Source organism: Mesorhizobium sp. M0808 (genome assembly GCF_040320025.1).
In the GTDB taxonomy this organism is placed as follows: Bacteria; Pseudomonadota; Alphaproteobacteria; order Rhizobiales; family Rhizobiaceae; genus Mesorhizobium.
Genome location: NZ_JAMYOX010000033.1, coordinates 48943 through 72839 on the forward strand (window position 1 = coordinate 48943; position 23897 = coordinate 72839).

The 23897-nt window shown below is 61.0% G+C and carries 20 protein-coding genes; 3 read left to right on the top strand and 17 right to left on the bottom strand.

The genetic code is table 11. The features are described 5' to 3' along the window. Positions 1-25: 25 nt before the first annotated feature. From tssC to tssA, 3 genes are read right to left on the bottom strand one after another with little or no spacing between them, the layout of a single operon-like run. Complete coding sequence (gene tssC, locus NKI25_RS27550; RefSeq protein WP_352592757.1) at positions 26-1531, bottom strand: type VI secretion system contractile sheath large subunit; 1506 nt, start codon at positions 1529-1531, stop codon at positions 26-28. A 2-nt stretch (positions 1532-1533) separates the two neighbouring features. Further along, positions 1534-2073: a type VI secretion system contractile sheath small subunit gene (tssB, locus tag NKI25_RS27555; protein WP_352592754.1), complete on the bottom strand. Its 540-nt coding sequence runs from the start codon at positions 2071-2073 to the stop codon at positions 1534-1536. A gap of 6 nt (positions 2074-2079) precedes the next feature. Then, positions 2080-3258 (bottom strand): type VI secretion system protein TssA, encoded by a 1179-nt coding sequence (tssA, locus tag NKI25_RS27560; protein ID WP_352999929.1) that lies wholly within the window; start codon positions 3256-3258, stop codon positions 2080-2082. 338 nt (positions 3259-3596) lie between these two features. Between tssA and tssH the strand changes: the two genes are divergently transcribed. From tssH to NKI25_RS27575, 3 genes are all read left to right on the top strand, one after another. Next, positions 3597-6347 (top strand): type VI secretion system ATPase TssH, encoded by a 2751-nt coding sequence (tssH, locus tag NKI25_RS27565; RefSeq protein ID WP_352707773.1) that lies wholly within the window; start codon positions 3597-3599, stop codon positions 6345-6347. 142 nt (positions 6348-6489) lie between these two features. Beyond that, the gene (locus tag NKI25_RS27570) at positions 6490-6723 is read left to right on the top strand and encodes a type II toxin-antitoxin system VapB family antitoxin (RefSeq protein WP_352786607.1); all 234 of its coding nucleotides are present in this window, start codon (positions 6490-6492) and stop codon (positions 6721-6723) included. 421 nt (positions 6724-7144) lie between these two features. Further along, complete coding sequence (locus NKI25_RS27575) at positions 7145-8242, top strand: AI-2E family transporter (protein ID WP_352999932.1); 1098 nt, start codon at positions 7145-7147, stop codon at positions 8240-8242. Positions 8243-8344: 102 nt separating this feature from the next. Here the strand turns inward: NKI25_RS27575 and NKI25_RS27580 are convergent, their stop codons facing one another. From NKI25_RS27580 to NKI25_RS27645, 14 genes are all read right to left on the bottom strand, one after another. Further along, a complete protein-coding gene (locus NKI25_RS27580) occupies positions 8345-9334 on the bottom strand; it encodes a TIM44-like domain-containing protein (RefSeq protein ID WP_352786606.1) in 990 nt (329 codons plus the stop codon). A 376-nt stretch (positions 9335-9710) separates the two neighbouring features. Further along, positions 9711-10709 (bottom strand): sugar-binding transcriptional regulator, encoded by a 999-nt coding sequence (locus NKI25_RS27585; protein WP_352904508.1) that lies wholly within the window; start codon positions 10707-10709, stop codon positions 9711-9713. A gap of 98 nt (positions 10710-10807) precedes the next feature. Continuing rightward, complete coding sequence (locus tag NKI25_RS27590; RefSeq protein WP_352592736.1) at positions 10808-11863, bottom strand: hypothetical protein; 1056 nt, start codon at positions 11861-11863, stop codon at positions 10808-10810. Beyond that, positions 11864-12946: an ABC transporter ATP-binding protein gene (locus NKI25_RS27595; RefSeq protein ID WP_352623464.1), complete on the bottom strand. Its 1083-nt coding sequence runs from the start codon at positions 12944-12946 to the stop codon at positions 11864-11866. 77 nt (positions 12947-13023) lie between these two features. Continuing rightward, positions 13024-14349 (bottom strand): iron-containing alcohol dehydrogenase, encoded by a 1326-nt coding sequence (locus NKI25_RS27600; RefSeq protein WP_352786528.1) that lies wholly within the window; start codon positions 14347-14349, stop codon positions 13024-13026. After that, on the bottom strand, positions 14342-15871 hold the full coding sequence (locus tag NKI25_RS27605) for a xylulokinase (RefSeq protein ID WP_352999934.1): 1530 nt from the start codon (positions 15869-15871) through the stop codon (positions 14342-14344). The genes NKI25_RS27600 and NKI25_RS27605 overlap by 8 nt, the downstream gene beginning before the upstream one ends. 65 nt (positions 15872-15936) lie before the next feature. Further along, positions 15937-17466, bottom strand: a complete 1530-nt coding sequence (locus NKI25_RS27610; RefSeq protein WP_352592724.1) for an ABC transporter substrate-binding protein — start codon at positions 17464-17466, stop codon at positions 15937-15939. Positions 17467-17513: 47 nt separating this feature from the next. Next, the gene (locus tag NKI25_RS27615) at positions 17514-18413 is read right to left on the bottom strand and encodes a carbohydrate ABC transporter permease (RefSeq protein WP_352592721.1); all 900 of its coding nucleotides are present in this window, start codon (positions 18411-18413) and stop codon (positions 17514-17516) included. After that, positions 18413-19324, bottom strand: a complete 912-nt coding sequence (locus NKI25_RS27620; RefSeq protein WP_292655834.1) for a carbohydrate ABC transporter permease — start codon at positions 19322-19324, stop codon at positions 18413-18415. The genes NKI25_RS27615 and NKI25_RS27620 overlap by 1 nt, the downstream gene beginning before the upstream one ends. Before the next feature lie 339 nt (positions 19325-19663). Beyond that, positions 19664-20710, bottom strand: a complete 1047-nt coding sequence (locus tag NKI25_RS27625) for an NAD(P)-dependent alcohol dehydrogenase (RefSeq protein ID WP_352786526.1) — start codon at positions 20708-20710, stop codon at positions 19664-19666. A gap of 546 nt (positions 20711-21256) precedes the next feature. Continuing rightward, positions 21257-21757, bottom strand: coding sequence for a GNAT family N-acetyltransferase (locus NKI25_RS27630; RefSeq protein WP_352786525.1), 501 nt, complete (start codon positions 21755-21757; stop codon positions 21257-21259). Between the two features lie 23 nt (positions 21758-21780). Beyond that, entirely contained in the window at positions 21781-22086 is a 306-nt protein-coding gene (locus tag NKI25_RS27635; RefSeq protein WP_352455514.1) for a type II toxin-antitoxin system TacA family antitoxin, read from the bottom strand. 61 nt (positions 22087-22147) lie between these two features. Beyond that, complete coding sequence (locus NKI25_RS27640; protein WP_352455515.1) at positions 22148-22300, bottom strand: hypothetical protein; 153 nt, start codon at positions 22298-22300, stop codon at positions 22148-22150. Continuing rightward, positions 22284-23399: a Fic family protein gene (locus tag NKI25_RS27645; RefSeq protein WP_352623461.1), complete on the bottom strand. Its 1116-nt coding sequence runs from the start codon at positions 23397-23399 to the stop codon at positions 22284-22286. The genes NKI25_RS27640 and NKI25_RS27645 overlap by 17 nt, the downstream gene beginning before the upstream one ends. Between the last annotated feature and the right edge of the window lie 498 nt (positions 23400-23897).

Genomic DNA, 23897 nt, shown 5'->3' on the forward strand with positions numbered 1-23897 from the left:
AAAACCAAGATGTTGTTGCTGCAAATCAAGTCTTCACCGACGGAAGTTCCGAAACCAGTCGGAGCGAGGCATTGATACCCTCCAGCTGATAATGCGGGCGCAGATAGAAGCGGGCATTGTAGTAGCCGGGGCGCCCTTCCACGCTGTCCACCTGAACCTCGGCGGCGGCGAGCGGGCGCTTGGCGCGCGCCTTGTCGTCGGCAAAGGCCGGGTTGGCCAGCACATACCGGTTGATCCATTCGGTCAGCCAGATCTGCATGTCGGAGCGCTCCTTGAACGAGCCGACCTTGTCGCGCGCGATCGCCTTGAGGTAGTGGGCAAAGCGCGAGACCGGGAAAAGGTAGGGCAGGTTGGCGCTCAGCCGCTCGTTGGCCTGCGCATCGGGGTCCACCAGCCGTCCCGCCCTTGTCTCGTCGTCCTGCAGCGAATGGGCGCCAATGAAGGCGGCGAGATCGGTGTTCTTTCGATGCAGGATGGGCATCAGGCCGAGCTTGGCCAGTTCCGCCTCGCGCCGGTCGTCGATGGCGACCTCCGTTGGACATTTCATCGCTATGGAGCCATCATCGGTCGGGAAGCTGTGCACCGGCAGGTTGAGGACCGTGCCGCCATTTTCGACGCCGCGGATCTGCGTGCCCCAGCCATAGAGCTTGTGGCTGCGGTTGATATTCACGCCCATCGGGAAGGCTGCATTCATCCAGACATATTTGTTGTGATCGCCCTGCACTTCCTCCTCGAAGGTGAAGCTCTTCACCGGAACGGTATCCGTCCCATACGGCAGCCTTGCCAGAACGCGAGGCATGGTCAGGCCGATGTAGCGCGCGTCTTCGCTCTCGCGCAGTGACTGCCACGAGGCATAGGCCGGGTTTGAGACGATCTGCTGCAGGTCTTGCGGGTTCGGCAATTCCTGCCAGCTGTCCATACGGAACAGGCGCGGCGAGGCAGCTGCGATGAACGGCGTGTGTGCAGAGGCGCAGATCCCGGAGATGTTGCGCAAAAGACCGACATCGCGCGGGTGGTTGGAGAATTCGTAGGCGCCAATCACACAGCCGATAGGCTCGCCGCCAAGCATCGAATACTCGTCCGTATAGAGTTTCTTGAAGATCGGGCTCTGATCCCACATCTGGCCCTCATAATCTTCGAGCGTGTCGGCCAGCTGCTGCTTGGAAATGTTCATCACCCGGATCTTCAGCTTCTGATCCGTCTCGGTATTGTTGACGAGATACCACAGGCCGCGCCATGTGCCCTCGATTTCGCGCACTTCCGGCGCGTGCAGGATCTCGTTGACCTGTTCCGACAGCATCTTGTCGATCCCGGCGATCAGCGACTTGATCGACTTGATCGCATTGGACGAGATGGTGGTGGTATCGGACCGCGATTGCGCCGCAAGCGCGAGATTGCGCACGAGCTGCTGCAGCTTCTCGCTGTCGTCTTTCTTGACCTTGAAATCCTTCTCGAGGAGGTCGCTGAATTCGCCAAGGTCGATGGCTTCGGCCGCGGCGGTGACGGCGGCAGTCTTTTGCTGTTCGGCCATGGTCATTCCCCTGCCTTATCGTCGTCGGCCAGTGCCTGGCTGGCGATCCTGCCAAGAAGCGGCTCGTTATTGAGAAGTTGCGCAATGCGCTTTTCGGCGTCGACGCGACCGTCCATGAAGCCGAGAAGTTCCTCGAGCTGGCGACGCATTTTGAGGATTTCGGCCAATTGCGGAACTTGCTCGGCGATCTTGTCTGGTGCGAAATCGCCCATCTTGGTGAAGGTAAGATCAAGCGCCAGTTCCTCGTCGCGCTCGGCGCCCTCAGCCTGGGGCAGCGTATTCTTCACGCGGGCTTTCACGCGCGGTCCGAGCGCTTCCATGAAACGTGGGAACCGGTTCGCGTCGGTTTCGACAAAGGAGCGGTCCAGCACCGACTTCATCGCTTCCTTGGTCTGCGAAGCGCCCGAAAGGTCGGCCATCACGGCCATGACGAACGGCAGTTCGATTGTCGTCGGACTGCCGTAGGTTTCCACATCATAGGCGATCTGCACCCGCGGCGCTCGATTGCGTTCGATGACCTTCGCTTTGCTTTCGGCTGGCATGGCTTGCTACCTTTCATCCTTCTGGACCGTCTTCTTGGCATCGGGAACGCCGGCAAGAAGCCGGAATTCCTTCAATCCCGACGGGGCGAGATCTTCCATCAGTTCAACAAAATCCATATGCACCATCCGGCGTACACGGCGGGCGAGGTGCGGAATCGGACTGGACGGTTCGGTGCGGTCATAAAAGGCGACCACGAGGTCCAGGCATTTCACCACGTCGTCGCGCGAAGTAATCCGGTCGGGAAGTGCGGTGCTCGAGTCAGCGTAGCTAGCCACACTTGCCATAGTATCGGCTCCATGACCGTTTCGGGCAGGCATTACCGGTTCTGCAGGCGAAGCGGACGGCTTTACTGCGCCATTTGCCATCGCGCCGGCAGCCGAGTTGCGCTCGAGGGTTGTTAGCAAACGCTGCAGGAACCGTCTCAATTCCGGGATAGTGGTGCCGCCGCTGCCCTCAAGGTGAGCGTTGAGGGCTGTCTCGACGGCTTCCAGTGCCGCGACCGCTGCCCGCGCATTGGTAATGAGCGAATGCATTTCCTCATTGGCTTGGTCCGCCTGTGCCGCGCACCCGGCACGGACCCGGTTCAACAGTTGTCCGTGCGCACTGACAAGCGTTGCTTTTTCGGCCGCATTCAACCCTGACGCTGCTTCTTGCAGCATGACACGATCGTCGAGCGCAGCTTGTTCCAGGTCGCGTCCGCTGATCGGCCCGATCGAGCGTGGCGCAAAGAAAGTCATTTGCCGCAGGTTGGCCAGCAGCCCGTCCTGACCATTTTGAACGTCGAGCAGCGCGTTGATGCGGCGCAAGGCCGCTTCGCGAGGCGGCGTGTTGGGCCGCAGCGACGGGTGCATGGTTTCCCAATGCTGGTCGAATGTCCGCCCAATAAGCGTCAGACCCTGCGCCAACCCGGCCAGTCCCTGCTCGTTGGCCAGTGCGCGTGTGACAATGACAATCAGGCGCAGGTCGCGGCCACGCGCGCGCAATTCCTCGGCCTTGGTGAGTACTGCTGGCCAGTCGACGGGAATGGTGCTTTGCGAGACTGGCTTGTTGTTGCCATCATGGACAACCTTGACCTGAGGCTCTGTCAGGCGCTCCAGTTCATGAAACATCCGATCGTTGCGCAAATCTTCGCCGGACGGATTTTCACCGTCGAGCGGAGCAAGCCAGAGTGCGATATCTATCACACCGATCCCCCAGTGACTGGCCCTGAGGCCATGCCTGCCTTTACGTTATCACACGGCTGCACCTCACCACAATTCAGCGATCGCTGAAAAATTAACGAAAGCTAACTTAGCCGACTCTTGAGTGCTGAAATCGCTGGCGTAACTGCCGAACTCAGCATCCGAAAGCCATCGCATCGGGCCTGCCGGTCGCGTGGTTGTTTGTAGTCGGTGAGGCGAGACCTTTCACAAATGGCAGGACCCGGCGAAATCGGGCACCAAAGCCTTCGTTCATCACCGACTTTGTCAAGCGGCTGCTTATGTGGCAGGTTATCAACTTGCAGAATGCAGGAGCACGTTCGATGGAACAGCGCCGGTCATCGCAGAGCTTCAAGCGCAAGGAACTGGTCGGCAAGCTCAATCCTGTAGGCTTGCGGGCCTTCAAGGCTGCGGCAGACAGCGCCAAGCTGCGCGGCAACCCCTACGTCGAACTTGTCCACTTCATCGAACAACTTGTGCTCTCCGACCGCTCGGATGTGCAGATGATGATCGCCGATGCGGGAGTGGATGCGAGCCGGCTCGCGGCCGATATGACGCGCGCGGTGGACAAGCTGCCTTATGGCGCAACTTCGATCGAAGAGTTTTCCGACCATATCTTCCACGCCATCCAGGAGGCCTGGAATCTGGCAACACTGGAATTCGGACTGGAGGAGGTCCGCAGCGCACATGTTCTGCTTGCTTGCCTGAAGACACCGGTGCTGGAAGGCCTGCTGTCGAAGATCAGCGGCGAGTTCGACAAGATCGACGCCGACGCCGTCGTGGCGCGCTTCGCCGATGTCACGGAGGGCTCACTCGAAGCCGGCGCTGCGCCAACGGTCACCGCGACAGAGGCGCCGCGGCGGGCTCCGGGCGGGGATTCGGCACTGGCCAAATACGCCACCGACCTGACCCAGCGCGCCCGCGATGGAAAGATCGACCCGGTCGTCGGCCGCGATCCGGAGATCAGGCAGATTGTCGACATATTGATGCGACGCCGGCAGAACAATCCGATCCTGACCGGCGAGGCGGGCGTCGGCAAGACTGCAGTCGTGGAGGGTTTTGCTCTGCGCATCGCCAAAGGCGATGTGCCGCCCCCACTGCAGGGAGTGAGCGTGCGCATGCTCGACGTCGGATTGATGCAGGCAGGCGCTAGCGTAAAGGGTGAATTCGAAAAACGGCTGAAGGCCGTAATCGACGAAGTCCAATCCTCTGAAGCGCCGGTCATCCTCTTCATCGATGAGGCCCACACCCTGATCGGCGCCGGTGGTGCTGCCGGAACCGGCGACGCTGCCAATCTGCTCAAGCCGGCGCTGGCACGCGGCGAGCTTCGCACGATAGCGGCCACGACCTGGGCGGAATACAAGCAGCACATCGAGAAAGACCCGGCACTGACCCGCCGCTTCCAGGTGGTAAAGATCGACGAGCCTTCGGAACCGGTAGCCATCCTCATGTTGCGCGGCGTGGCCGGCGTCCTCGAACAGCACCACAAGGTTCAGATATTGGATGAGGCGATCGACGCGGCAGTCGGCCTATCACATCGCTACATCCCGGCGCGGCAGCTGCCGGACAAGGCGGTCAGCCTTCTCGACACCGCCTGCGCGCGTGTCGCGGTATCGCAGCACGCCACGCCGGCCGAGGTCGAGGACATCATGCGCCGCCGCCAGGCGCTGGAGGTCGAGCGCGGCATTATCGGCCGCGAGGCTGCAATCGGCATCGAAGTGGCCGAGCGACAGGCACGAGTCGAGGCCGGGCTTGCCGAGACCGAACGCACGCTCGCAGCCGCGCAGCAGCGCTGGGAGCGCGAAAAGGCGCTGGTGGCCGAGATACTCGAATTGCGTGCCAGGCTCCGCGGCGACGGCGTGCCGCTCGATGCCGTGGAAGGGCAGGAGGCCGCCACGGAGACAGAGAGCGGGGAGGTGCCGGAGACCGAACTGTCCAATGCCGGGACGAAGGTTCCGGCGGCAGGTGGTCCTCCGCCTCCCGATCCGGCTGCCGATCTCGCTCGGCTGCGCGAACTGATGAGCGAACTGGCCGAGGCGCAAGGCGAAACACCGCTGATCCTGCCATCGGTCGACCGCAACGCCGTGGCGGCCGTGGTTCAGGACTGGACGGGCATCCCGACGGGGCGGATGCTGTCGAGTCAGACGGAGAAGGCGCTGCGGCTCGCGGTCACTCTGTCCGAGCGCGTTGTCGGACAGGATCACGCCATGGAGATGATCGCCAAGCGCGTGCAGACCAGCCGCGCCGGTCTCGGCGCTCCGGAAAAGCCAGTGGGTGTATTCCTGCTTTGCGGCCCCTCGGGCGTCGGCAAGACCGAAACCGCTTTGGCACTGGCCGAAACGCTTTACGGCGGAGAGCAGAACCTGATCTCGATCAACATGTCCGAATTCCAGGAGGCGCATACGGTCTCTACCTTGAAGGGCGCGCCGCCCGGATATGTCGGCTATGGCAAAGGCGGAATTCTCACCGAGGCGGTACGGCGCAAGCCCTATTCGGTGATCCTGCTCGACGAAGTCGAGAAGGCGCATCCGGACGTGCACGAAATCTTCTTCCAGGTCTTCGATAAAGGGATGATGGACGACAGTGAAGGTCGACGGATCGATTTCAAGAACACGCTGATCCTTCTCACGTCGAATGTCGGCTCCGAAGTCATCATGGACCGGACAAGGAATGGCGCGGTACGGGCAGGGCTCGACGAACTGGACACTGCGTTACGCAGCCCGTTGCTGAAGGTCTTCCCAGCGGCCTTTCTTGGCCGGGTGGTGACCATCCCTTACTTTCCGCTTTCCGATTCGATGATCGAAGCGATCACCCGTCATCAATTTGCTAGGATTGCTCGCCGGCTGCGTGCAACCAACGACGCGGAATTGGTAATCGGCGACGGTGTCATGGATCTGGTCAAGACCCGCTGCACGGAAATTGAATCGGGCGGCAGGATGATTGACGCAATTCTGACCAACACGCTCCTCCCGGAGTTGAGCCGCGGCGTGCTGAACCGGTCGCTCGCTGGTGAAAAGATGACAAAGGTCACGGTTGGCGCCTCAGGCCAAGGGTTTACCTATTCCTTCGAATAGGAGCGCGAATATTATGGCGGCTCCTTCCTCAGCTGTGGCGTTAATCGCTCGTGCGGCAGCAGGCCAACACCAGCCATCTTTGCTGGCAAGCGAAGTGGGTCTAAATGAAGTCGGTCTAAATAATGCCGCGAAGGGATCCGATATGGCCGATCCACAGCTCTCAGTCCGTAGCGGCAAGGCGCGTAATCTTGCGCGCCGGCTGGCTCGCCGTGAAAACCGCACGATTACGGATGTGGTCGAGCGCGCGCTCGAATTCTACGACCTCCGCGAGGCCGGTCGTGAGCCTGCTTCGGCCTTCTATCGGCGTCTTTCAGCGCAATCTGGTACAGACATTGATCTTGAAGCAGTGATTCATGAGACCGGATCAGCCCGCTGAACGGCTGGAGCAAGGTTGCCCGACCGGCGCAGGCGTTTCGCAAACCGCATCTCTGACTGAAGAAGCTGCTCTGGCTTGCCGAGACATTATACGTGCAGAGTTCTGAAGCCTCTGGAACGCCGGTAAGCAGGGCAGGGGCTGTTCTTCCCTTTTGCATGGCTGGGCCTCAGTCCGGCAATATTCCTCGTCATCTCGGCCGGATCGTGGCTCCTAGGCGAGAAATTCCCAATGCACCTGGTGGCGCGCTCATCAACGCCGGCGTCAGCGCGAAAGCCGATTTTCATCGTCAATCCTTTGAGCTGACCCGCCTCGGTGATCACGCCAAGCGCTCCTTGCAGCTTCACCGCAGGGCGCCGCGGCCGACGCTGCCCTTTTTTCAAGAAACCAATTAGGCTCGCTGGGCTTGCGAGACAGCGAAAGGTTGCCTGATCTGAAACAGATAGCCGACGTGAAACAATTGAGACTGCTCGGCGTCCTCGCAGCGGCGGTGATCGGTCTATATGTCTGCTATCTGCTGGCGTGGCCTTTTTTGCCGGCACTGACCTGGGCGCTCGTCCTGGCAATCATCCTGGCTCCGGCTCATCGATGGGTTGAGAGACGGGTCGGAAATCGAAACCTGGCCGCATTGATATCTGTAAGCGTTGCTGCGATTGCCGTCGGCCTGCCGCTGGTACTCGTCGCCCAACAGCTCGTTCGCGAAGCGGTAAACGGAGCCAATTATCTGGAGGAGGTCGTCCGTGGTTGGGACGCAGACGGCTTCATGTCTGACTATCCCACCCTTTCGACCATTGCCCAATGGATTGAGAACCAATTCGATCCGGCCGGTTCGGTCGCCGCATTCGTACAATGGCTGACGGGACAAAGCACATCGCTGTTGCGTGGGTCCATCTATCAGGTCGCGATGTTCGGCCTGACATTTTATCTGCTGTTCTATTTTCTGCGGGATCGCCAACACGGCCTGCAAGCCGTCGCGGGGCTTTCGCCCCTGCGCGCTCCCGAGACAGCGCACATCTTGTCCCGCTTTGCAGAGACCGTTCATGCGACACTGCTCGGCACCGTGTTCGTCGCCGCCGTCCAGGGAACATTAGGTGGCCTGATGTTCTGGTGGCTCGGTCTGCCCACGCCGGTATTTTGGGGCCTTGTCATGGGACTTCTTGCCATCGTGCCTGTGCTCGGGGCATTCGTGATCTGGGTGCCCGCGGCGGTCTATCTCGCTCTGGAGGGGGCTTGGGCCAGCGCGGCGATATTGACCGTCTGGGGCGGCGTCATTGTCGGTGGCATCGACAATCTGCTCTATCCGATGCTTGTCGGGAACAGGTTGCGCCTCCACACCGTGGTGGCCTTTATCGGCTCGGTCGGCGGCATTGTCTTGTTCGGAGCATCCGGCCTTGTTCTCGGCCCCGCGGTGATCGCCATCACCGTAAGCCTCATTGATGTGCTGAAGAATCGATTGACAGACCCGCCCAAGGCGACGCCGGCGCGCCCTGCTGAGCTACCGCATCAGTCCGGGACGGATTGAAGACGAAGACAAGATCAAGCGCGCGGAAAGGGCGCTGGCCTTCGAGTGGTAGCACGAAACCTGAACAACCTCTGGGCAGACATTTTAATCACGGCAAGCAAATCAGCCAGGCTGCTGGATCGCGGCGAGCTTCCAGTCCCCGCCGTTCTGGCGCATGAAGGTCCACAGTTCGGTCGTCTCCGTCGGCTGATCGGCCTGGCCCTCAACGATCTTGCCGCTTATGCGATCGCGGGTCACGTCGCGAGATTCATATCGCAAAGCAGCCGTCGCGAAGTTGCGGTCACCCTCCCGCCAACTTTCCGCAATATCGGCCTCCAGCAGGCCCACATCCGATACCTCGTTCCTGAGGCCCTTTTTGGCGTTATCGGCAAGTTCCTCGAACAGATAGGAGACCATTTCTGGCGTTGCCAACCGGCGCAAGGCGGCATGGTCCTCGCGCCCGAATGCTTCCTGAACTTCCGTCAGCCGTTGCTGGAACGTGTCGAGGTCGGTTTTGGTGAGTGTGATCTCATCGGAAGCGGTGGCTTGGCTCGTTCCGCCAAATCCTGACCCGATGCCTGGAATAGGGAAAGCTGTGGCGTTGCTCGGCTCGGGTCGGGCTGCTGCGTTTCGCCCAAAACTCCCTGTGCCCCCCGAGGCACGAGCCGTAGTGGGCGCTGGATTGTACGCCGATTGCGAGCGGAAAAAGCGGATGGCCAGCATGATCACGCCGCCGATCAGCAGTACTTGAAGCAGAAGACCCAACATGCCGGCCAAGCCGCCGAAACCATGGCCCAAAAGAACGCCGATCAAACCACCGAGAAGCAGCCCCCGCATCATCGGCCCGCTGAGGCCGTTGAAGACGCCTGGGCGCTGGAATGCCTGCGGCTGGCGGGCCGTATTGTTGGTTGCGGTATTGGGCGTCATCGAACGCTCGACCGGTGCGGCCGGCTGTGGTGCCGTTCTGGTCGGCGGGATCGACTGGAAAGTGCGCGTGCCGCGGCTGCCAAAGCTGCCGCCTCGGCGCGCATCGGCATGATCCACAGCGACCATGAAAAACGCCAGCAACAACCCTACGAGCAAAACTGCAAACCGTCCCGAACGCGAAATCAACATAGGCAAATCCTTACGACACTCTTCCGCTCATATGGGGTGCGCCGATCGAAATATCACTGACCGGCACCTTGCACTTCAACGGGCGACATGCTGCCTATGCTCAGGCACGTTTTTCGCCGGGCGAGGCTTGCGCCTTGGCGCGCGATACTCTCGACACAAGACCTAGTCGAAGTCGGCCGCGACCAGCGGCCCCAGATTGACCGTCAGCGTCCCGTCTTCAAGGCGATCCGTGGCAATGGTCTTCCGGCAGATGACGCGATGCGTATCGGCGCTAATAGGTAGTGAGTGTATCCGTTCTGCGCAGGCACTGCTCGCGCGGCCCAGCTTGGCACCATTCAGGTGCGAGACAATTCCTCGCCGCGACCCGTCTGCGCTACGGCTTTTCCGCAAGGATCGCCTCAGCGGTTTTCTCGTCGGTGATCAGCACATCGACCACTCCCAGACGCAACACGGCGCGCAGGACCGGAACCTTGTCGAGGCCGCCGGAGGGCAGGATCACAGTGTCGACGTCGCGCAGATGTTCGGGGGCGAGGCCGATGACACGGCTGTTTAGCGGGTGATCGACGAGTTGTCCGTCGGCGCCGATCCAGTGGCCGCAAATATCGCCGACCGCCCCGGCTTCGCGGAGCGATCTGAGATCATCGTCTCCTACCAGTCCGATCCGAAAGATGGTGGCGTCCTTGTGCACCGCGCCCACCGAAACGAAAGCGGCGTCAACGTCGCGGGCATGGGTGAAGGCGTCTTCCAGAATGGACTGGCGCATAAGCAGATCGCGCGTGGCCTCCGTATCCGTGAACACCGGTGCCGCGATGTAGAAGCATTCCGCATCGAAAAGCGCCGCGAGCCGCGACGCGATTTCATAGATGTTGATCGCCGATCCACGCGTGAGCCCGCCGAGCAGGGAAACGACCGACATCCCTCTGACGGGGCGTACGGTCACTGACCGCAGACTAAGCTGGAGCGTCCGTCCCCATCCCACGCCCACCGATATCCCGTCACGGATTCTATGCGACAGGGCTTCACCGGCAGCGGCTGCGATGACCTGTGGCACCAGGGCAGGATCAGGCGGTGTCGGAACCACGATTGGGTCGGAAACGCCATAGGCGTCCCGCAGCCGGTTCTCCAGCTCGATGCAGTTCGCCACCTTGGAATTGATGCGAATCTGAACGATCCCCCGCTGACGGGCATGCGCCAGCATCCGGTTGACGCGAAGGCGTGTCAGGCCAAGAGACTTGGCGATTTGCGCCTGGGTGAGGTCACCGACATAAGCAAGCCAGGCGGCGCGCACGAGCAGCCCTTCCTCGCGATCGGACGTGACGGAACTCGTTACGGCATGGCGGCCGTCGCGTTTCTTTCGTGCTGGTTTCTCCATCAGATCATCCTGTCCACTCCGCGGCAGCGGGTCCAGAGCGGGCTCGGCGGAGCCATGTGCTCATGGATATGAGGCATCAATCGAGTTTCCCGGCTCCGCTAGCCTCGATGATAGCGGTCGAAGGACAAAACCAGCGGAGCATCATGGCAAATTGCGTCGATGATGGCAGTCGTCAGCGGCAGGCGATCGTGGGGAAGTACACCCCGGGCCATCATATTCTTCAAAGTCGGACCAAGGTCCAGCGCCAGTTGCGCGCCCTCGACCGTGTCCGAACTCATATGTTCGCGCTTCGCCACGGAATAAGGCAGGCCGCGGCCGAGCAGGCGCCCCATGCGACCGTTACGGCCCGCCTGGCAGGTCACATAAAGATCGCCGGAGCCGGCCAGCCCCAGCACTGTTTCGACCTTTCCACCCAGAGCTTCGACCAGAATCGCCATCTCTGCGAGGGACTGCGAGAAAAGTGACGAGGCTAGGTTGTGCATGAGTGCGCCATTGGGCGCCTTGCCGTCGCGCTCGAGCAGCCCGACGGGAGCACCAACGGCGAGTGTGTAGAAATTCTTGAAAGCGGCGCAGATCTCGACGCCGACGAGATCGGATGACGATCGCGTATGATAGAAGGGCGCGCGCAGAATGCGGGACGCCGCGGCGACCTGGTCGGGATCGTGCCCGGCCACGATCACAGAGGTGTCGCGCTGTGCCGCCAGTTCGCCGGCAATGCACGGTCCGCCGACGGCCATCACAGGGACCGAGAAGCCAGTGCGTTGCTCGATCTCGCGGGCAAGCAGATGTGGCAGGATTTCCACGCCTTCGTCGCTTGCTGCAAGTCCTTTCGTAATCATCAGTATCGGCACGGGCGACTTGATGCTTTCTGCAATGCGGTCGATCGCCCAAGGAATGCCGGCCGACGAGACGCCGAGTACAAGCAGATCGGGTCCATCGTTCATCGCCGCCCCGAATTCGGTCCAGGAACAGGCGGTTACCACATCAGGCAGAGTGATGTTGAGGCGTGGGTGATGACTTGTGCTGGCCACCGAGCCGACGATCTCCTCATCGAGATGGGTCCCGACAAGAGTGATGCGGTTACCAGCGTGAGCGGCCGGAAGCGTCATGGCAGAGCCCATGACGCCGGCGCCGAGGGTGATGATCCGCGCCATTCAACTTCTTCCCTTGTCCAGCCGCTCGCCGCTACCTTGGTCGAACAGGTGGATTCGCTCAGGCGCCGGCTCCAGATGGATCACAGCTCCAGGAGAGAGCTCCATGCGGTCATGCAGCACCGAGCAGATCGCGGTGTTGCCCATGCTGGCAAAGATGTGAATTTCGGGGCCAGTCGGCTCGACAACCGTAATCCTCGCCGGAATGCCGCGCCCGTCGGCCACTGGTCGAAGATGTTCGGGGCGAATGCCGTAGATCACCTTTTGGCCGGGCCGGACCGCAGCCCCTGGCGGGAGCGGGAGGGATAGCTCGTCGGTCCGCACCACCCAGGCGTCGCGCTCGGAAGCCACCTCGCCATGGAACATGTTCATTGCGGGCGAGCCGATGAAAGAGGCGACGAAGAGGTTTGCCGGGCGATCGTAGACATCGAGCGGGCGCCCGATCTGCTCGATATGGCCGTCGCGCATGATGACGATGACATCGGCCATGGTCATGGCCTCGATCTGGTCATGCGTGACATAGACGGTGGTGGTCTTCAGCCGCTGGTGGAGTTCCTTGATTTCGGTGCGCATCTGCACCCGCAGCTTGGCATCGAGATTGGACAGCGGTTCGTCGAACAGGAACACAGTTGGGTCCCGCACGATGGCGCGGCCCATGGCGACGCGCTGCCGCTGACCGCCCGAAAGCTGGCGAGGGTACCGTTCCAGATAGGGGGTCAGATTGAGGATCGCCGCCGCCCATCCGACCTTCTGTTTGATTTCTTCGGTTGGGCGTTTCTTCAACTGCATGGAAAAGGCCATGTTGTCGAAGACGGTCATGTGCGCATAAAGCGCGTAATTCTGGAAGACCATCGCAATATTGCGGTCTTTGGGATGGAGCGTGTTGACGACCCTGTCGCCTATGGCGATATCACCGGATGTGATGGGCTCGAGACCGGCTATCATGCGTAACAGCGTGGACTTGCCGCAGCCGGACGGCCCCAACAGAACGACGAACTGGCCATCCTCGATCGAGAGATCGAGTCCATCGATAATCGAGAGAGCGCCATAGTCCTTCTTTATGTTGCTGATGGTGACGGACGCCATAAATTGCTACCCTTCGATTGCCCTTGCCGGTTGGATCGCATTTTCGCTATGCGAGCTATTGGCGATCGGATGCGCTCTCACCATTCGCTCTCCAGAAACTCTTCCAAGAGTCCCGCATCGGCGGCCAGATTGATGAAGGACCATCGACCGCGGATTTCCCGCGAATAGTGAATGGCGTCGTGCCAAAGCGCTCGCGGCAGGCCTAGTTCCGCGCCGGTGACCGGCCCTCCCGCAGCCTTGAGTGCTGCCTCCATGCGGGCGACCGGCATTGCCATGGGCCGAACCTCCTGGCGCAGCGCCGGCCAGATTTCCGCAAGCCTGCGGTTGAAGATTTCCGTCTGGCTGGCGTCGAGTGCCGTCTTCTTCGTCTCGGCAATGCAAAGTGGTCCAAGCTGCGCGCCATAGCGGGCCAGCATCGCCGCTTCGTCGATGGCGGTCGGCTTCACCTGCGGCGGCTCTTTCATGTCCAGCAGCCGCGCTTGCAGACGCGCCATGACCAGCGAGGCAACCCCAACCTGCTGACCATGCGTGGTGCCGGGATGACGCTCTCCCGCGAACATGTCGACCCAATGGGAAATCTGGTGCTCTCCCATGGACCCGGGATGGGAAACGCCGGCAAAGCACACGCCCATCGAGCACAGCGTCAGGACGCGCTGGAGATGCCCGACAGCGGTGACGTCATGCCTGGCAAGGCCAGGCGCATGGGCCAGCATCGGCTCCTCATCGCCCGCCTGCAGCAGGTAGGGCACCTCAGAATAGTAAGTGTCGAACAGCCGATGCGAAGCCCACCAGTCGATCTGGGCCGTGGAGCGGCAGAGGCTGTCGCCAAGCCCGGCGGCGCTGAGCCAGGCGGGCGCTGCGGCCGACACGCCAAGGTCCAGGAAGATGCCCCGCGGAGCATGCGAGGGCAGCGAGATCTTGAGCCCGGAGGCCAAGGTCACCGACGCTGTCGAGGCGCCGTAGCCATTCATCGAGGCGGCCGTGCCGAAGACGGCATAGGGCCGCTCGTCGAGAAAGGTTGCATGCTTGCAGCCGTCGTTGAGGACGCCCGACCCGACGGCCACGACCCCGTCGGCGTGACGCGTCTTCTCCCTGACCATCTGGATCATTGCCTCATCGCAGTCGAGGCCGTCAGGCAGCACGATTTCATCGATGTCGGCGATGGCACGCAGCGCCTTCGCGACGCGCGTGCCCATCACATCGACGGTGTTGATATCCGACACAACAGCGATGCGGCTGCCTAGCGCCAGGGGCGCAACGAGATCCGCCTCGCGGCCCTCCGTCGTCTCCAGCAGTTCGATCGTCTGGAACGGCAGGTCTGCTGCCGCGCCGGTCTTGGGATTTGTCCAGCGTCCCGCGACAACGTCCTCGATCAAGGCGTTCCAGTTGGTCGTTTCAGCCATGATCGGCCTCCATGAAGGCCGCGAGGCGCTGGTTCCAGGCTGAAAGCGTTGGCCAAAGATCGGCATGGATCGCAAGAAGTTCGGCGTAAAGCGCGGCCCGTTTCGTGTCCGGTTCGAAGGTTTTGGCCGGCTCGCTGGCCATTGCGAGCGACGCTTCGGCGATGGTGGAAAACCAGCCCACCCCCTTTGCCGCCGCCATCGCCGCCCCAAGCGAGGAGGCTTCGACGGTCGTCGAACGCTTTATGGGACGATCGAGTGCATCCGCCAGAATTTGCATCCACAGGTCGGACTTCGCTCCTCCGCCGATCGCTATGAACTGGTCGATGGTCTGGGCGGCAGCCGCAGCCGCCCGCTGACTTGTCGCGGCCTGATGCAGCGCTATGCCTTCCAGCACGGCGCGATAGATGTCGCCGCGGCGGCTCGAGCCCGAAAGCCCGGCAATCACACCACGGGCCGCACTATCCCAGTGTGGGTCCATGACGCCCTGCCAGTAGGGCAGGAGCATTATGCCGCCTGCGCCGATCGGGCTGGCAGCGGCTTCGGCCTCGAGCGTCTCCAGGGCATCATTTGCACCATGCAGATCGACGCCAAGCATCTCGCGCGCCATCCAGTCGACAAGAAAAGTGCCGGCGCGAAGGCACGTCTCGTAGATATAGCCATCATCGGCGACCGCCGTTTCGGTGCGGAAGGCCTGGTCGTGGACGTAGTCCGTGCCGAAGCTGCCGGAGACGACCGCCGTGCCGAGGTTGATGTAAGCGCATCGCGGCTGCAACACACCAGCGCCCGTGCCGGCGCATTGACCATCGCCGCCGCCGGCTACGATCGGCGTGCCCTCGCGCAGACCCGTCGAAATGGCCGCTTCCGAAGTCAGTTGACCCAGAACGGTGCCGGGCCGCGCGAGATCCGGCATCATGCGCCGGGCGACGCCCGCTGCCTCCAGTATTTCGTTCGACCAGTCCATAGCTCGCATATCGAGTATGCCCATCGGGTCCGCGGATGCGGTGGACGTCACCCACCGGCCGCTCAAGCGAAAGACCAGATAGCCGTGGACTTCGGCCATTCGCTCCACCCGGGCAAAAATCTCGGGCTCTTCCTCGCGAAACCAGATCATGCGGTAAAGGCAAGGAATGACGTCCAGCGGCTTGCCGGATATTGCGTGGACGCGTGCCGCGCCGAAGCTCTCGCCGAAGCGGCGTGCCTTCCGCCGGGCGCGCTCATCGAGCCAGAGCGTCGCCGGCCCGACCGCTTCGCCTTGCTCGTCGAAAAGTCCGAAGCTTTCGCGCTGGTTGGCAATCGCAAGGGTGGCAATGCGTGCCGGCGAAACCGTTGACGTCACGGCGCGCAGCGCTGCGACCGTCGAGGTCCACCACTCGGCCGGATCCTGCTCGAAATAGCCCGAACGCGGGTTGGACATTGCAAGCGGTGCACGACCTTCGGCCACGGCCAGACCATTGCGGTCCCAGGCGATCGCCTTGGTTGCCGAGGTCGAGGAATCAATGCCGATGACGAGATCAGGAACCATTGCCGCCACATTACCAAACGGCGAGGGCGGCCGAAGCCGCCTTCGCCCAAATCACCGACTAGCCGCTAAAGACCGGCGTCCTTGACTTTGCCGTCGACAATGCCGGCAATGGCATCCAGGCATGCCTTGGCATCGCCGCCATAGTCTTGGCCCGTAAGCAACTTGCCGAGCTCAACCGGAATGTCGTTGTTCGACAGATCCGCCCAGATCGGCATGTCCGGCTCAGATCCCATCTGATTGTCGATAGTGTATTTGATCGCGTCGAAATGGCGTGTCGTTCCGGGGCCGACAACGGCCTTCGCCTTGACCCGAGGATCTGTAAAAGAGGAATTGCGCATCGGCGAGGCGCCGCCGCCGAGCGTCGATACCCGCGCCATCACATCCTTCGAGCAGACCCACTGCATGAACAGCCATGCTGCTTCCTTGTTCTTGGAATATTGCGACAGCGAAATCGTCGAGCCACCTTGGTGACCAACGGCCGGGATTTCGTTGAAGCCGCAATCGGCGGCGGCGCGACGGCCAGGAACCTCCTTGGGCGCGGGCAGGGCCTCGAACAGGCCTTTGACCTTGGAATCGTTCGCGTCGAAGCCGGGGAAATCTTCGCCCCAGGTGATTGCCATAGCGGCCTGACCCTGTGTCAGTGCCTGTCCCTGCCCGTCCCAGGTCCAAGTCGTCGCGGAGGGCGGCGAGTTCTTGACCAGCTCCTGATAGAATTGCAGCCCGGCCACGCCGCGCTCGTCATTGCCGACAAACTTCTTGTCTTTGTTGAAGATCGAACCGCCATGGCCCCACAATGCGAAGGTCCAGTCGCATTCCAGCGAATAATGGCCGGACTTCGCCTGGCATGCTGTGCCGAAGATGCCGTTGCTTTTTTCTGCCTCCGTGAGCGCCTGCACGGCCTTGAGGTAGGCGTCGAGGTCTGTCGGCAGCGCAATGTTGTGTTTGTCGAAAAGATCCTTGCGGTACATCAGGATGAAGATCGGAATATCGAATGGAATTCCGCACTGTTTGCCGTTGTACATGGCGATGCCGTCGACCAGCGGCTTGGAGAAATCGTCCCAGTCGAAGTTGGGCATCGCCAGTTCTTTGTTCTGGTCATAATACTCGCGCGGATCGACGACATCCTGGGCAAATGTCGCCATCCAGGACTGGTCGAGATAGTAGACGTCGTAGGTGCCAAGTTGGCCCTGTACGTCTTGCGTCGCCTTGGCGAGAACCTGCTCCAGCGGCACGATCTCGACTTCCACCTCAATGCCGGTTGCCTTGGTGAATTCACCCGCGACAAGCTGGTTGGCAACGATCGTTGGCGGCGTCGCTTCCGAAGTGTAGCGGATTTTGGTGCCGGCATATGGTTTGCCGACGTCGGCCAGCCACTTCAGCATATCGGCGTCCTGGGCGCGGGCTTCTTCAACCCCGAGGCCCAGCATCCCCCGACTGGTGCGGCCACCACCTAGCATGGCTGATCCGAAGGCGGAAAAGCCGACACCAGCGAGCGCCATCTTCCTCATGAAGTCGCGTTTGCTTATTCGGCGCGCCGTAAAGTCATTGCAGGTATCGGCGACGAATGTCTTCTTGTCGTGTTCACTGAAGCTCATGATCGTTCCTCCATTGCGTTTTTGTCGTCGTTCTTCTCGTCTGCGCCTCACTCCTTCAGGGATCCGAGGGTGAGGCCGCGGACCAGATGCCGTTGAACCAGCAGGATAAAGATGAAGCTGGGTATGATCGCGGATGTGCCGAGCGCTGTGATGTAGCCCCACTCGGTCGCGGTCGATGTGACAAAGGTCGAGATCTTCACCGGCACAGTGCGGATCGACGTTGTCAGAAACAGTGAGAGCAGGAACTCGGTCCACGAAAAGATGAAACACAGCACGGCCGTCGCAGCGATGCCGCCCTTGACCATGGGAAGGACGACGCGTCGAAACGTCTGCCAGCGCGTCGCGCCGTCAATCAGCGCCGCCTCATCAATCTCGCGCGGAACATCGTCGAAGAACGACTTCAAAAGCAAAACCGCCAGCGGCAGGTTAATCAAACTGTGAACGAGGATGAGCCCCGTATAAGTATCGCGCAAGCCGAGATCGCGGAACATGAAAACGATCGGAATGACGATCGCGATTGGCGGCATGAAGCGTTGCGAGAGAATCCAGAATAGGAAGGACTGCTGGCCGCTGAACTGCATTCGCGACAGGCAATAGGCGGCCAGCGTTGCCAGCAGCAGCGTCAGCGCCGTCGATCCGACGGCTATGATGGCGCTATCGAGCAACGACTGACGGGAATCATAGGAACTGGCGCCACCCTTGATGACCCCGGCCGCCTCGCCGCCCTGTTCCATGCCGATGTCGACGCGCGAAACGCCAAGCAACGTCACACGGTAATTGTCCGGCGTTGGCGTGAAACCGGTGTAGACCGGTCCGCTGCGGTCGAAGATCGCCGAATAGGGTTTGATGGACGACAGGGCCCACCACGCGATCGGGAACATAAAGATCGCCACCACCAGGACGGCGAGGACGTCACGGCCGATCGTTTGGGCGCGCGACGACTCCATCAGAACCTCACCTTGAACAGCCTGACGAAGAGGTTCGACACGACGATCAAGACGACGAGCACGATCAGCGACAGGGTCGCGGCATAGGGAAAGTCTCCGGTGAAGTAGATACGGCCAGCGTAGAATGAAAGCGTCTCGGTGGCCGTGCCAGGCCCGCCGGCGGTGATGATGTAGACGTAGTCGTAGATGCGAAAGAGATCGACGCCGCGGATCAGCACCGCGACCGCTATCACCTTGCGCAGCATCGGCAATGTGAGGCGCAAGAACGTCTGGATGCCGTTGGCACCGTCGATCGCGGCGGCTTCGAAAGGTTCCTTCGGCAGCGCCCTGAGCCCTGCCAGGATGATGAGCACCATGAACGGCGTCCACTGCCATATGTCTGCCAGCAGGATCGCCGCCAATGCGGTTCCGGGCTGCGTCAGGATCGGCTGTGCCGGCGAGATCAGGTCGAGGGCATAGAGGTAGAACGACAGGACACCGAAAGAACCGTCCTGCATCAGCAGGAACATCATTCCGGTCACCGCCGGCGGCACCACCAGCGGCAGTGTCATCAGCGCCCGCAGCACCCCGTAACCTTTGCGATCGGTGTCAAGCAGAAGGGCAATGAGGATGCCGAGCGCAAGCTGAACCGCAAGCGCGACGAAGGTGTAGATCAGCGTGGTTTCCAACGAATGCCACATACGCGCATCCGAGAAGGCGCGCGTCCATTGGTGGAGCCCGGCGAAGTCAAGCTGACGGGAAACGACATTGCGTTTGTGAAACGACAGCCAGACTGAATAGGCGAGGGGATAGATGCCGAAAACGAGAAGCATCACCGTGATCGGCGCGAGCCAGGGAAAAGGATGCTCGGCCGTCATGAACCGGGGTAGGGCCCACCTGGAAGTCGGCCGCGTGAGGATAGCGCTGCTCACGTGCAAATCTCCGCTCGGTCACAGAGACGCATCGGCCTTCTCCCTATCGGCCAGATTGTGCCAACTTGAACTTTTGTAAGTTTGTTGTGCCTTTTGTTAAGAACTGTCGGACGGCCGCCGATTTGTCAAGTGTCGGGTCCGTCAGCGCTCAAGGGATTTGCTCGTGGTAGATCCTGTCATCGCCGGGTATGAAGTTGTTTTTGGAGGGATCGCCGCCGGTAAATGCGGTGGACCAACATCAAAAGCACTCAGGGCCGCCGCCAACTTTGGCCGCCCAACGAAAGCTAGGGAAACATCGAGGAGATCGGGAGGACAGCCCGGGGGCTTTTGGAACTCCCCTTAATCCGGCAACAGGATCTGAAGCTTTACGTCCGCGGGCCGGGCTTCGACTGCGCGGTCGAAAGCGGCGATGGAATCTTCGAAGGGGAAGGTCGCCGAAATGAGTGGCTTTAGGTCGACCCGGCCCGACCCCATCAGCGCGATTGCCCGCTCATATTGGTGGGCATATCGGAACACAGTCTCGATGCGGACTTCCTTGGTCGAGGCGGTGGCAATGTCGAGCGCCACAGGCGCCACCGGCAGGCCGACCACCACCACCGCGCCGCCGGGCCGCGGCAGATCGAGCAGGCTCTCCCATGCCTTGGACGAGCCAGAGCATTCGAAAACGACATCGGCGCCCCAGCCATCGGTCAGGAGCTTTACCTCCGCCGCCAGGTTCTTGTCGCGGATGTTGACCGGGATCACGCCTTGATAGCCGCTGGCGATGTCGAGCTTGGGTTGGGCGAGATCTGCAACAACGGCGCGGGCGCAGCCGCCGGCGAGCGCCGCGATCGCCACCATCGTCCCGATCGGCCCGGCGCCAATCACCACCGCCGTGTCGCCCGGCGCGATCTTTGCTTTGGCAGCCGCCTGCATGCCGACGGCGAAGGGCTCCACCATGGCGCCTTCGGCGAAGCTGACATTGTCGGGCAGTTTGAAAGTGTAGTTGGCGGGGTGGACGACATAGGGCGTCAACACACCGTGGATCGGCGGCGTTGCCCAGAACCTGACCGCTGGATCGATGTTGTAGAGACCGAGCCGGCTCGCCCGCGAATTGGGATCGGGGATACCCGGCTCCATGCAGACGCGGTCGCCGACCTTCAGATGCTCGACGCCTTCCCCTGTTTCGACGACGGTGCCGGCGGCTTCATGGCCCAAGACCATCGGCGCTTCGACCACGAACGGGCCGATGCGGCCATGCGTGTAGTAGTGCACGTCCGAGCCGCAGATGCCCACCGTATGGATCTTGATGCGAACTTCGCCCGCGCCGACGGTCTGTGGCAGATCGAAGTCCCGCAGCTTGAGTTCGTGCTGGCGTTCAAGGACAAGGGCGCGCACGTTCGTCATCGACGTAGTCTCCTTTAAAGCCGACTGTTCGAGGCCTCCGCGACCTTGCTTGCATTCGGCACGTTCATCATAGCCGCTCATTTACGGCTTCAAAATCCAGTTCGGAAACGGGTGTTGCAAGATTCCGACTATCCGTACCAACTTCCCGGCTAAGGGACTTTGAAGGCCGACCATGCCGCTGCCGAATTTCGTTTGGATCATTCAGGGTACTCTGAGGTATCAAGTGATAGATTCGGCATCAGGATAGGAACCAGTGTTTAGAGGGCGACGTGCACACTCGCTGCACACAAAGTTCTCCCTTCTTTCGGTTCTGTTTTGTCGAAGAGGCAACAGGGCATGCTGTGACGCGATGTTTGAGAAATTGTCGCCCGGCTTCGGCTGCCCGGGCGACAGAGCACCTGACAGGGCGCCGTAGCACGACGAAAGAGGGTCTTTTTACTGGGTGTGCGAGATGCTTCTGAGGGCTTCGGCAAAGCACAGGGTGGCCGAACCCGTCGCGGTCCGACGGCGAAGGCTCCGCGTTAGGCGATGTAGGTGCTGCGTCGATCATGGCTCCACCAGTTGCTGGATTGCGTGCATCGGTAGGACGAGCCGGAGGGAGTCCGGCAGCCGCACGAAGCCGTTTCCCTCATAGAAGGCAGCGGCGCGCTCGCTGATGGCATCCACCACCAGCATCGAGGAACCGACTGTGGCCGCGCTCGCATAGGCGCGCCGCACGGCGTCGGCGAGAAGCATCGCACCCAGGCGTTCGCCCTGACGGGCTTCCGAGACCGCCAGCCGTCCGATCAGCGTGGCGCTGACCAGCGGATAGCGCGGGATGTGCTTGCGCGCGGCGGCCGGCACGTCGCCCTGTGCAAGGCTGGTTGCGCAAAGCGTATAATAGCCCAGCGCCACATCCGGTTTATCAGGCTCCACTAGAATGAAGACCCCATTCGCCTTGCGCCGCACATCTTGGCTTGCCTGCGTCCGGAGATAACGGTCGAGTCTGTCGACGCCGCAGGCAAAGCCGTCCCGGTCGTGATGCGACGCGAGCGCCTCGATCTTCAAATCTGACCGAGACGCCGCCATGCTCAGGACGCGACCCGGCGCTTGTGCTCGGCCAAGGCGCGGACCAGCCGCTCACTCGGCTCTGGCGGATTGACCAGCGCGTCGAAGAATGCCGCGCGGTCGCGATCGGACAGCACCAACGTCTCATGCTCGGCGATCGTGCGGCGCGCGGTGTCAGTGAGCGCAGTGACGCAGAAGTCGCTGACTTTGCGTCGTGACAGATGCGCTGCCCGCTCGATAAGATCCTTAGTCTCTTCATCCAACCGGAATCCGAGGCGTTCGACGCGGTTGGGCGTCTCTCGTTCGATCTGGGGCTGTTTGCGCGGCATTGGGATCACTCCTGTCGTGGTCTATGTTTCGCAGACAATGTACGTCACATCGACGAACAAATCAAACCGATTTCTGCCCTTCATCCACGCGCTGGTGGTCGAACATCAGCTTCGCCCGCTGTTCGGCTTCTACTGGGTGCTGACGGTCCAGGCAGGCAGGCTCTTCGACAGCCCGCTTCTTCTGTCCCTGTTGTGGTTTACGCTCGGCCAGCAAGAGTGTTCAATGCGTAACGTGTGTATCGTCGTTCGCCAGTTCTAATCAGTGCACCCTTGGCAACGAGGTCCTGCAAATCTCTTGTCGCTGACGCGCGAGATGCCTGAGTGATGGCGATGTAATTCTCGGCGCTGAGACCGCCCTTGAAACCATCTATACCTTCGCGGAACATCCGGGTGATGGCCTTTTCCTGTCGCTCGTTGAAGTGACCGTGGTAGCGTTCGTAAAACTTGGCCTTGGCGACGGAGAATTCGACACGGGCAAGCGTTACGCGCTGCGCCTCAAGGATCGTTTTAGCGAAGTAGAGCAGCCAATCCGTAATCGCGTTGCTCTTGTTGCTGGCCTCGAGATTGTCGTAGTAGGCCTTGCGGTGGCGTTCAATCGTGTACGCCAAAGCGATGAGACTGGGCTCACCCAGGCTTTGCGCCAACGCCTTTTCGCAGAGGGCACGCCCTATGCGCCCGTTGCCATCCTCGAACGGGTGAATGCTCTCGAAATAAAGGTGCGCGATTCCGGCACGCGTCAACGCCGGAATCGGTATCTTGCCTTTGGGCGCGGTTACGTTGAACCAAGCCGCGAAGGCGTCCATTTCGGTCTTCACCCGGGCCGACGGCGGCGCTTCGAAATGCACTTTGGGCTTATCCAGCCGATTGGAAACGATTTGCATAGCATCGGCATGCTGGCGGTAGCTGCCGATGGTCCCGATACCCCGCTCACCCGACATCGCCATCTTGTGCCAAGCGTAGAGGGTGCGGTGCGAGAGTGTATCGGCGAAATGCAAGTAAACATCGGCCATCATTTCAGCGATGCCGCGCTCGGCCGGCGGAATGTGCCTGATCTCGCTTCCCAGGCCAAGTTGCTGGCGTAAGGATGATTGCAGACTCTCGCGGTTGAGGTATTCCCCTTCAATCGCGGATGTCTTCAAGGCCTCTTCGCTGATAAGGTCGATGCGGATCTGGTCGCGATCGTTGGCACCCACATGACGAAAGACGCCCAGGAACTCGCCCGATCGCAACAGGAACTCGCTTTCCAGCGGTTCCAATACCTTCTTATCGTAGGTAAAATGCGGCCAGTCAGCCTGCTCCCAATTCCATACCATGAGTTATAGAGCACCTTTCTATAACTCATGATGCCACGACAGGTGAGCTATAGCAATCCTCGCTATGCCTCAGGGTCTTCTCGGATACGTCAACAATTGGCGAACGTGTTCGGGGTTCGAGTTGTAGACCGCTATATCGCAAGACCCACTGTTGAGGAGGCGTTCTTGCGGTCGCGCCAATCTGTTTGATTGCAGTTCGAGCTGATCGATCAACCCCCGGGCGGCACCGCAGATTTTCCTGATTGCGCCGGAGTTGATCCAACCCAGGTCGGCTCTGAAAGGGCCGCTGGACACGTTGAAGGACATAGCTTGAGGCGCCCCGAGAACCGGTCTTTGCACAGCTCCCCTCACGCAGGTATCAAGGGCCGACACGTGTAGCGTCATTATGGAAATCAGGATAGTGTGCTGAAGGTTCTGCAAAAAGTTTTGGAGAGAGAACGGCGCTTGCTCTGAGGGGCGAGCGGCCATGGCACGGTGGTGACGTTGCGATCACCGATT

Excerpts from the sequence above, each read along its gene's own strand:
- tssC (WP_352592757.1), bottom strand. The coding sequence starts at position 1,531 with ATGGCCGAACAGCAAAAGACTGCCGCCGTCACCGCCGCGGCCGAAGCC.
- tssB (WP_352592754.1), bottom strand. The coding sequence starts at position 2,073 with ATGCCAGCCGAAAGCAAAGCGAAGGTCATCGAACGCAATCGAGCGCCG.
- tssH (WP_352707773.1), top strand. The coding sequence starts at position 3,597 with ATGGAACAGCGCCGGTCATCGCAGAGCTTCAAGCGCAAGGAACTGGTC.
- NKI25_RS27570 (WP_352786607.1), top strand. The coding sequence starts at position 6,490 with ATGGCCGATCCACAGCTCTCAGTCCGTAGCGGCAAGGCGCGTAATCTT.
- NKI25_RS27585 (WP_352904508.1), bottom strand. The coding sequence starts at position 10,709 with ATGGAGAAACCAGCACGAAAGAAACGCGACGGCCGCCATGCCGTAACG.
- NKI25_RS27590 (WP_352592736.1), bottom strand. The coding sequence starts at position 11,863 with ATGGCGCGGATCATCACCCTCGGCGCCGGCGTCATGGGCTCTGCCATG.
- NKI25_RS27595 (WP_352623464.1), bottom strand. The coding sequence starts at position 12,946 with ATGGCGTCCGTCACCATCAGCAACATAAAGAAGGACTATGGCGCTCTC.
- NKI25_RS27600 (WP_352786528.1), bottom strand. The coding sequence starts at position 14,349 with ATGGCTGAAACGACCAACTGGAACGCCTTGATCGAGGACGTTGTCGCG.
- NKI25_RS27605 (WP_352999934.1), bottom strand. The coding sequence starts at position 15,871 with ATGGTTCCTGATCTCGTCATCGGCATTGATTCCTCGACCTCGGCAACC.
- NKI25_RS27610 (WP_352592724.1), bottom strand. The coding sequence starts at position 17,466 with ATGAGCTTCAGTGAACACGACAAGAAGACATTCGTCGCCGATACCTGC.
- NKI25_RS27615 (WP_352592721.1), bottom strand. The coding sequence starts at position 18,413 with ATGGAGTCGTCGCGCGCCCAAACGATCGGCCGTGACGTCCTCGCCGTC.
- NKI25_RS27625 (WP_352786526.1), bottom strand. The coding sequence starts at position 20,710 with ATGACGAACGTGCGCGCCCTTGTCCTTGAACGCCAGCACGAACTCAAG.
- NKI25_RS27635 (WP_352455514.1), bottom strand. The coding sequence starts at position 22,086 with ATGCCGCGCAAACAGCCCCAGATCGAACGAGAGACGCCCAACCGCGTC.
- NKI25_RS27645 (WP_352623461.1), bottom strand. The coding sequence starts at position 23,399 with ATGGTATGGAATTGGGAGCAGGCTGACTGGCCGCATTTTACCTACGAT.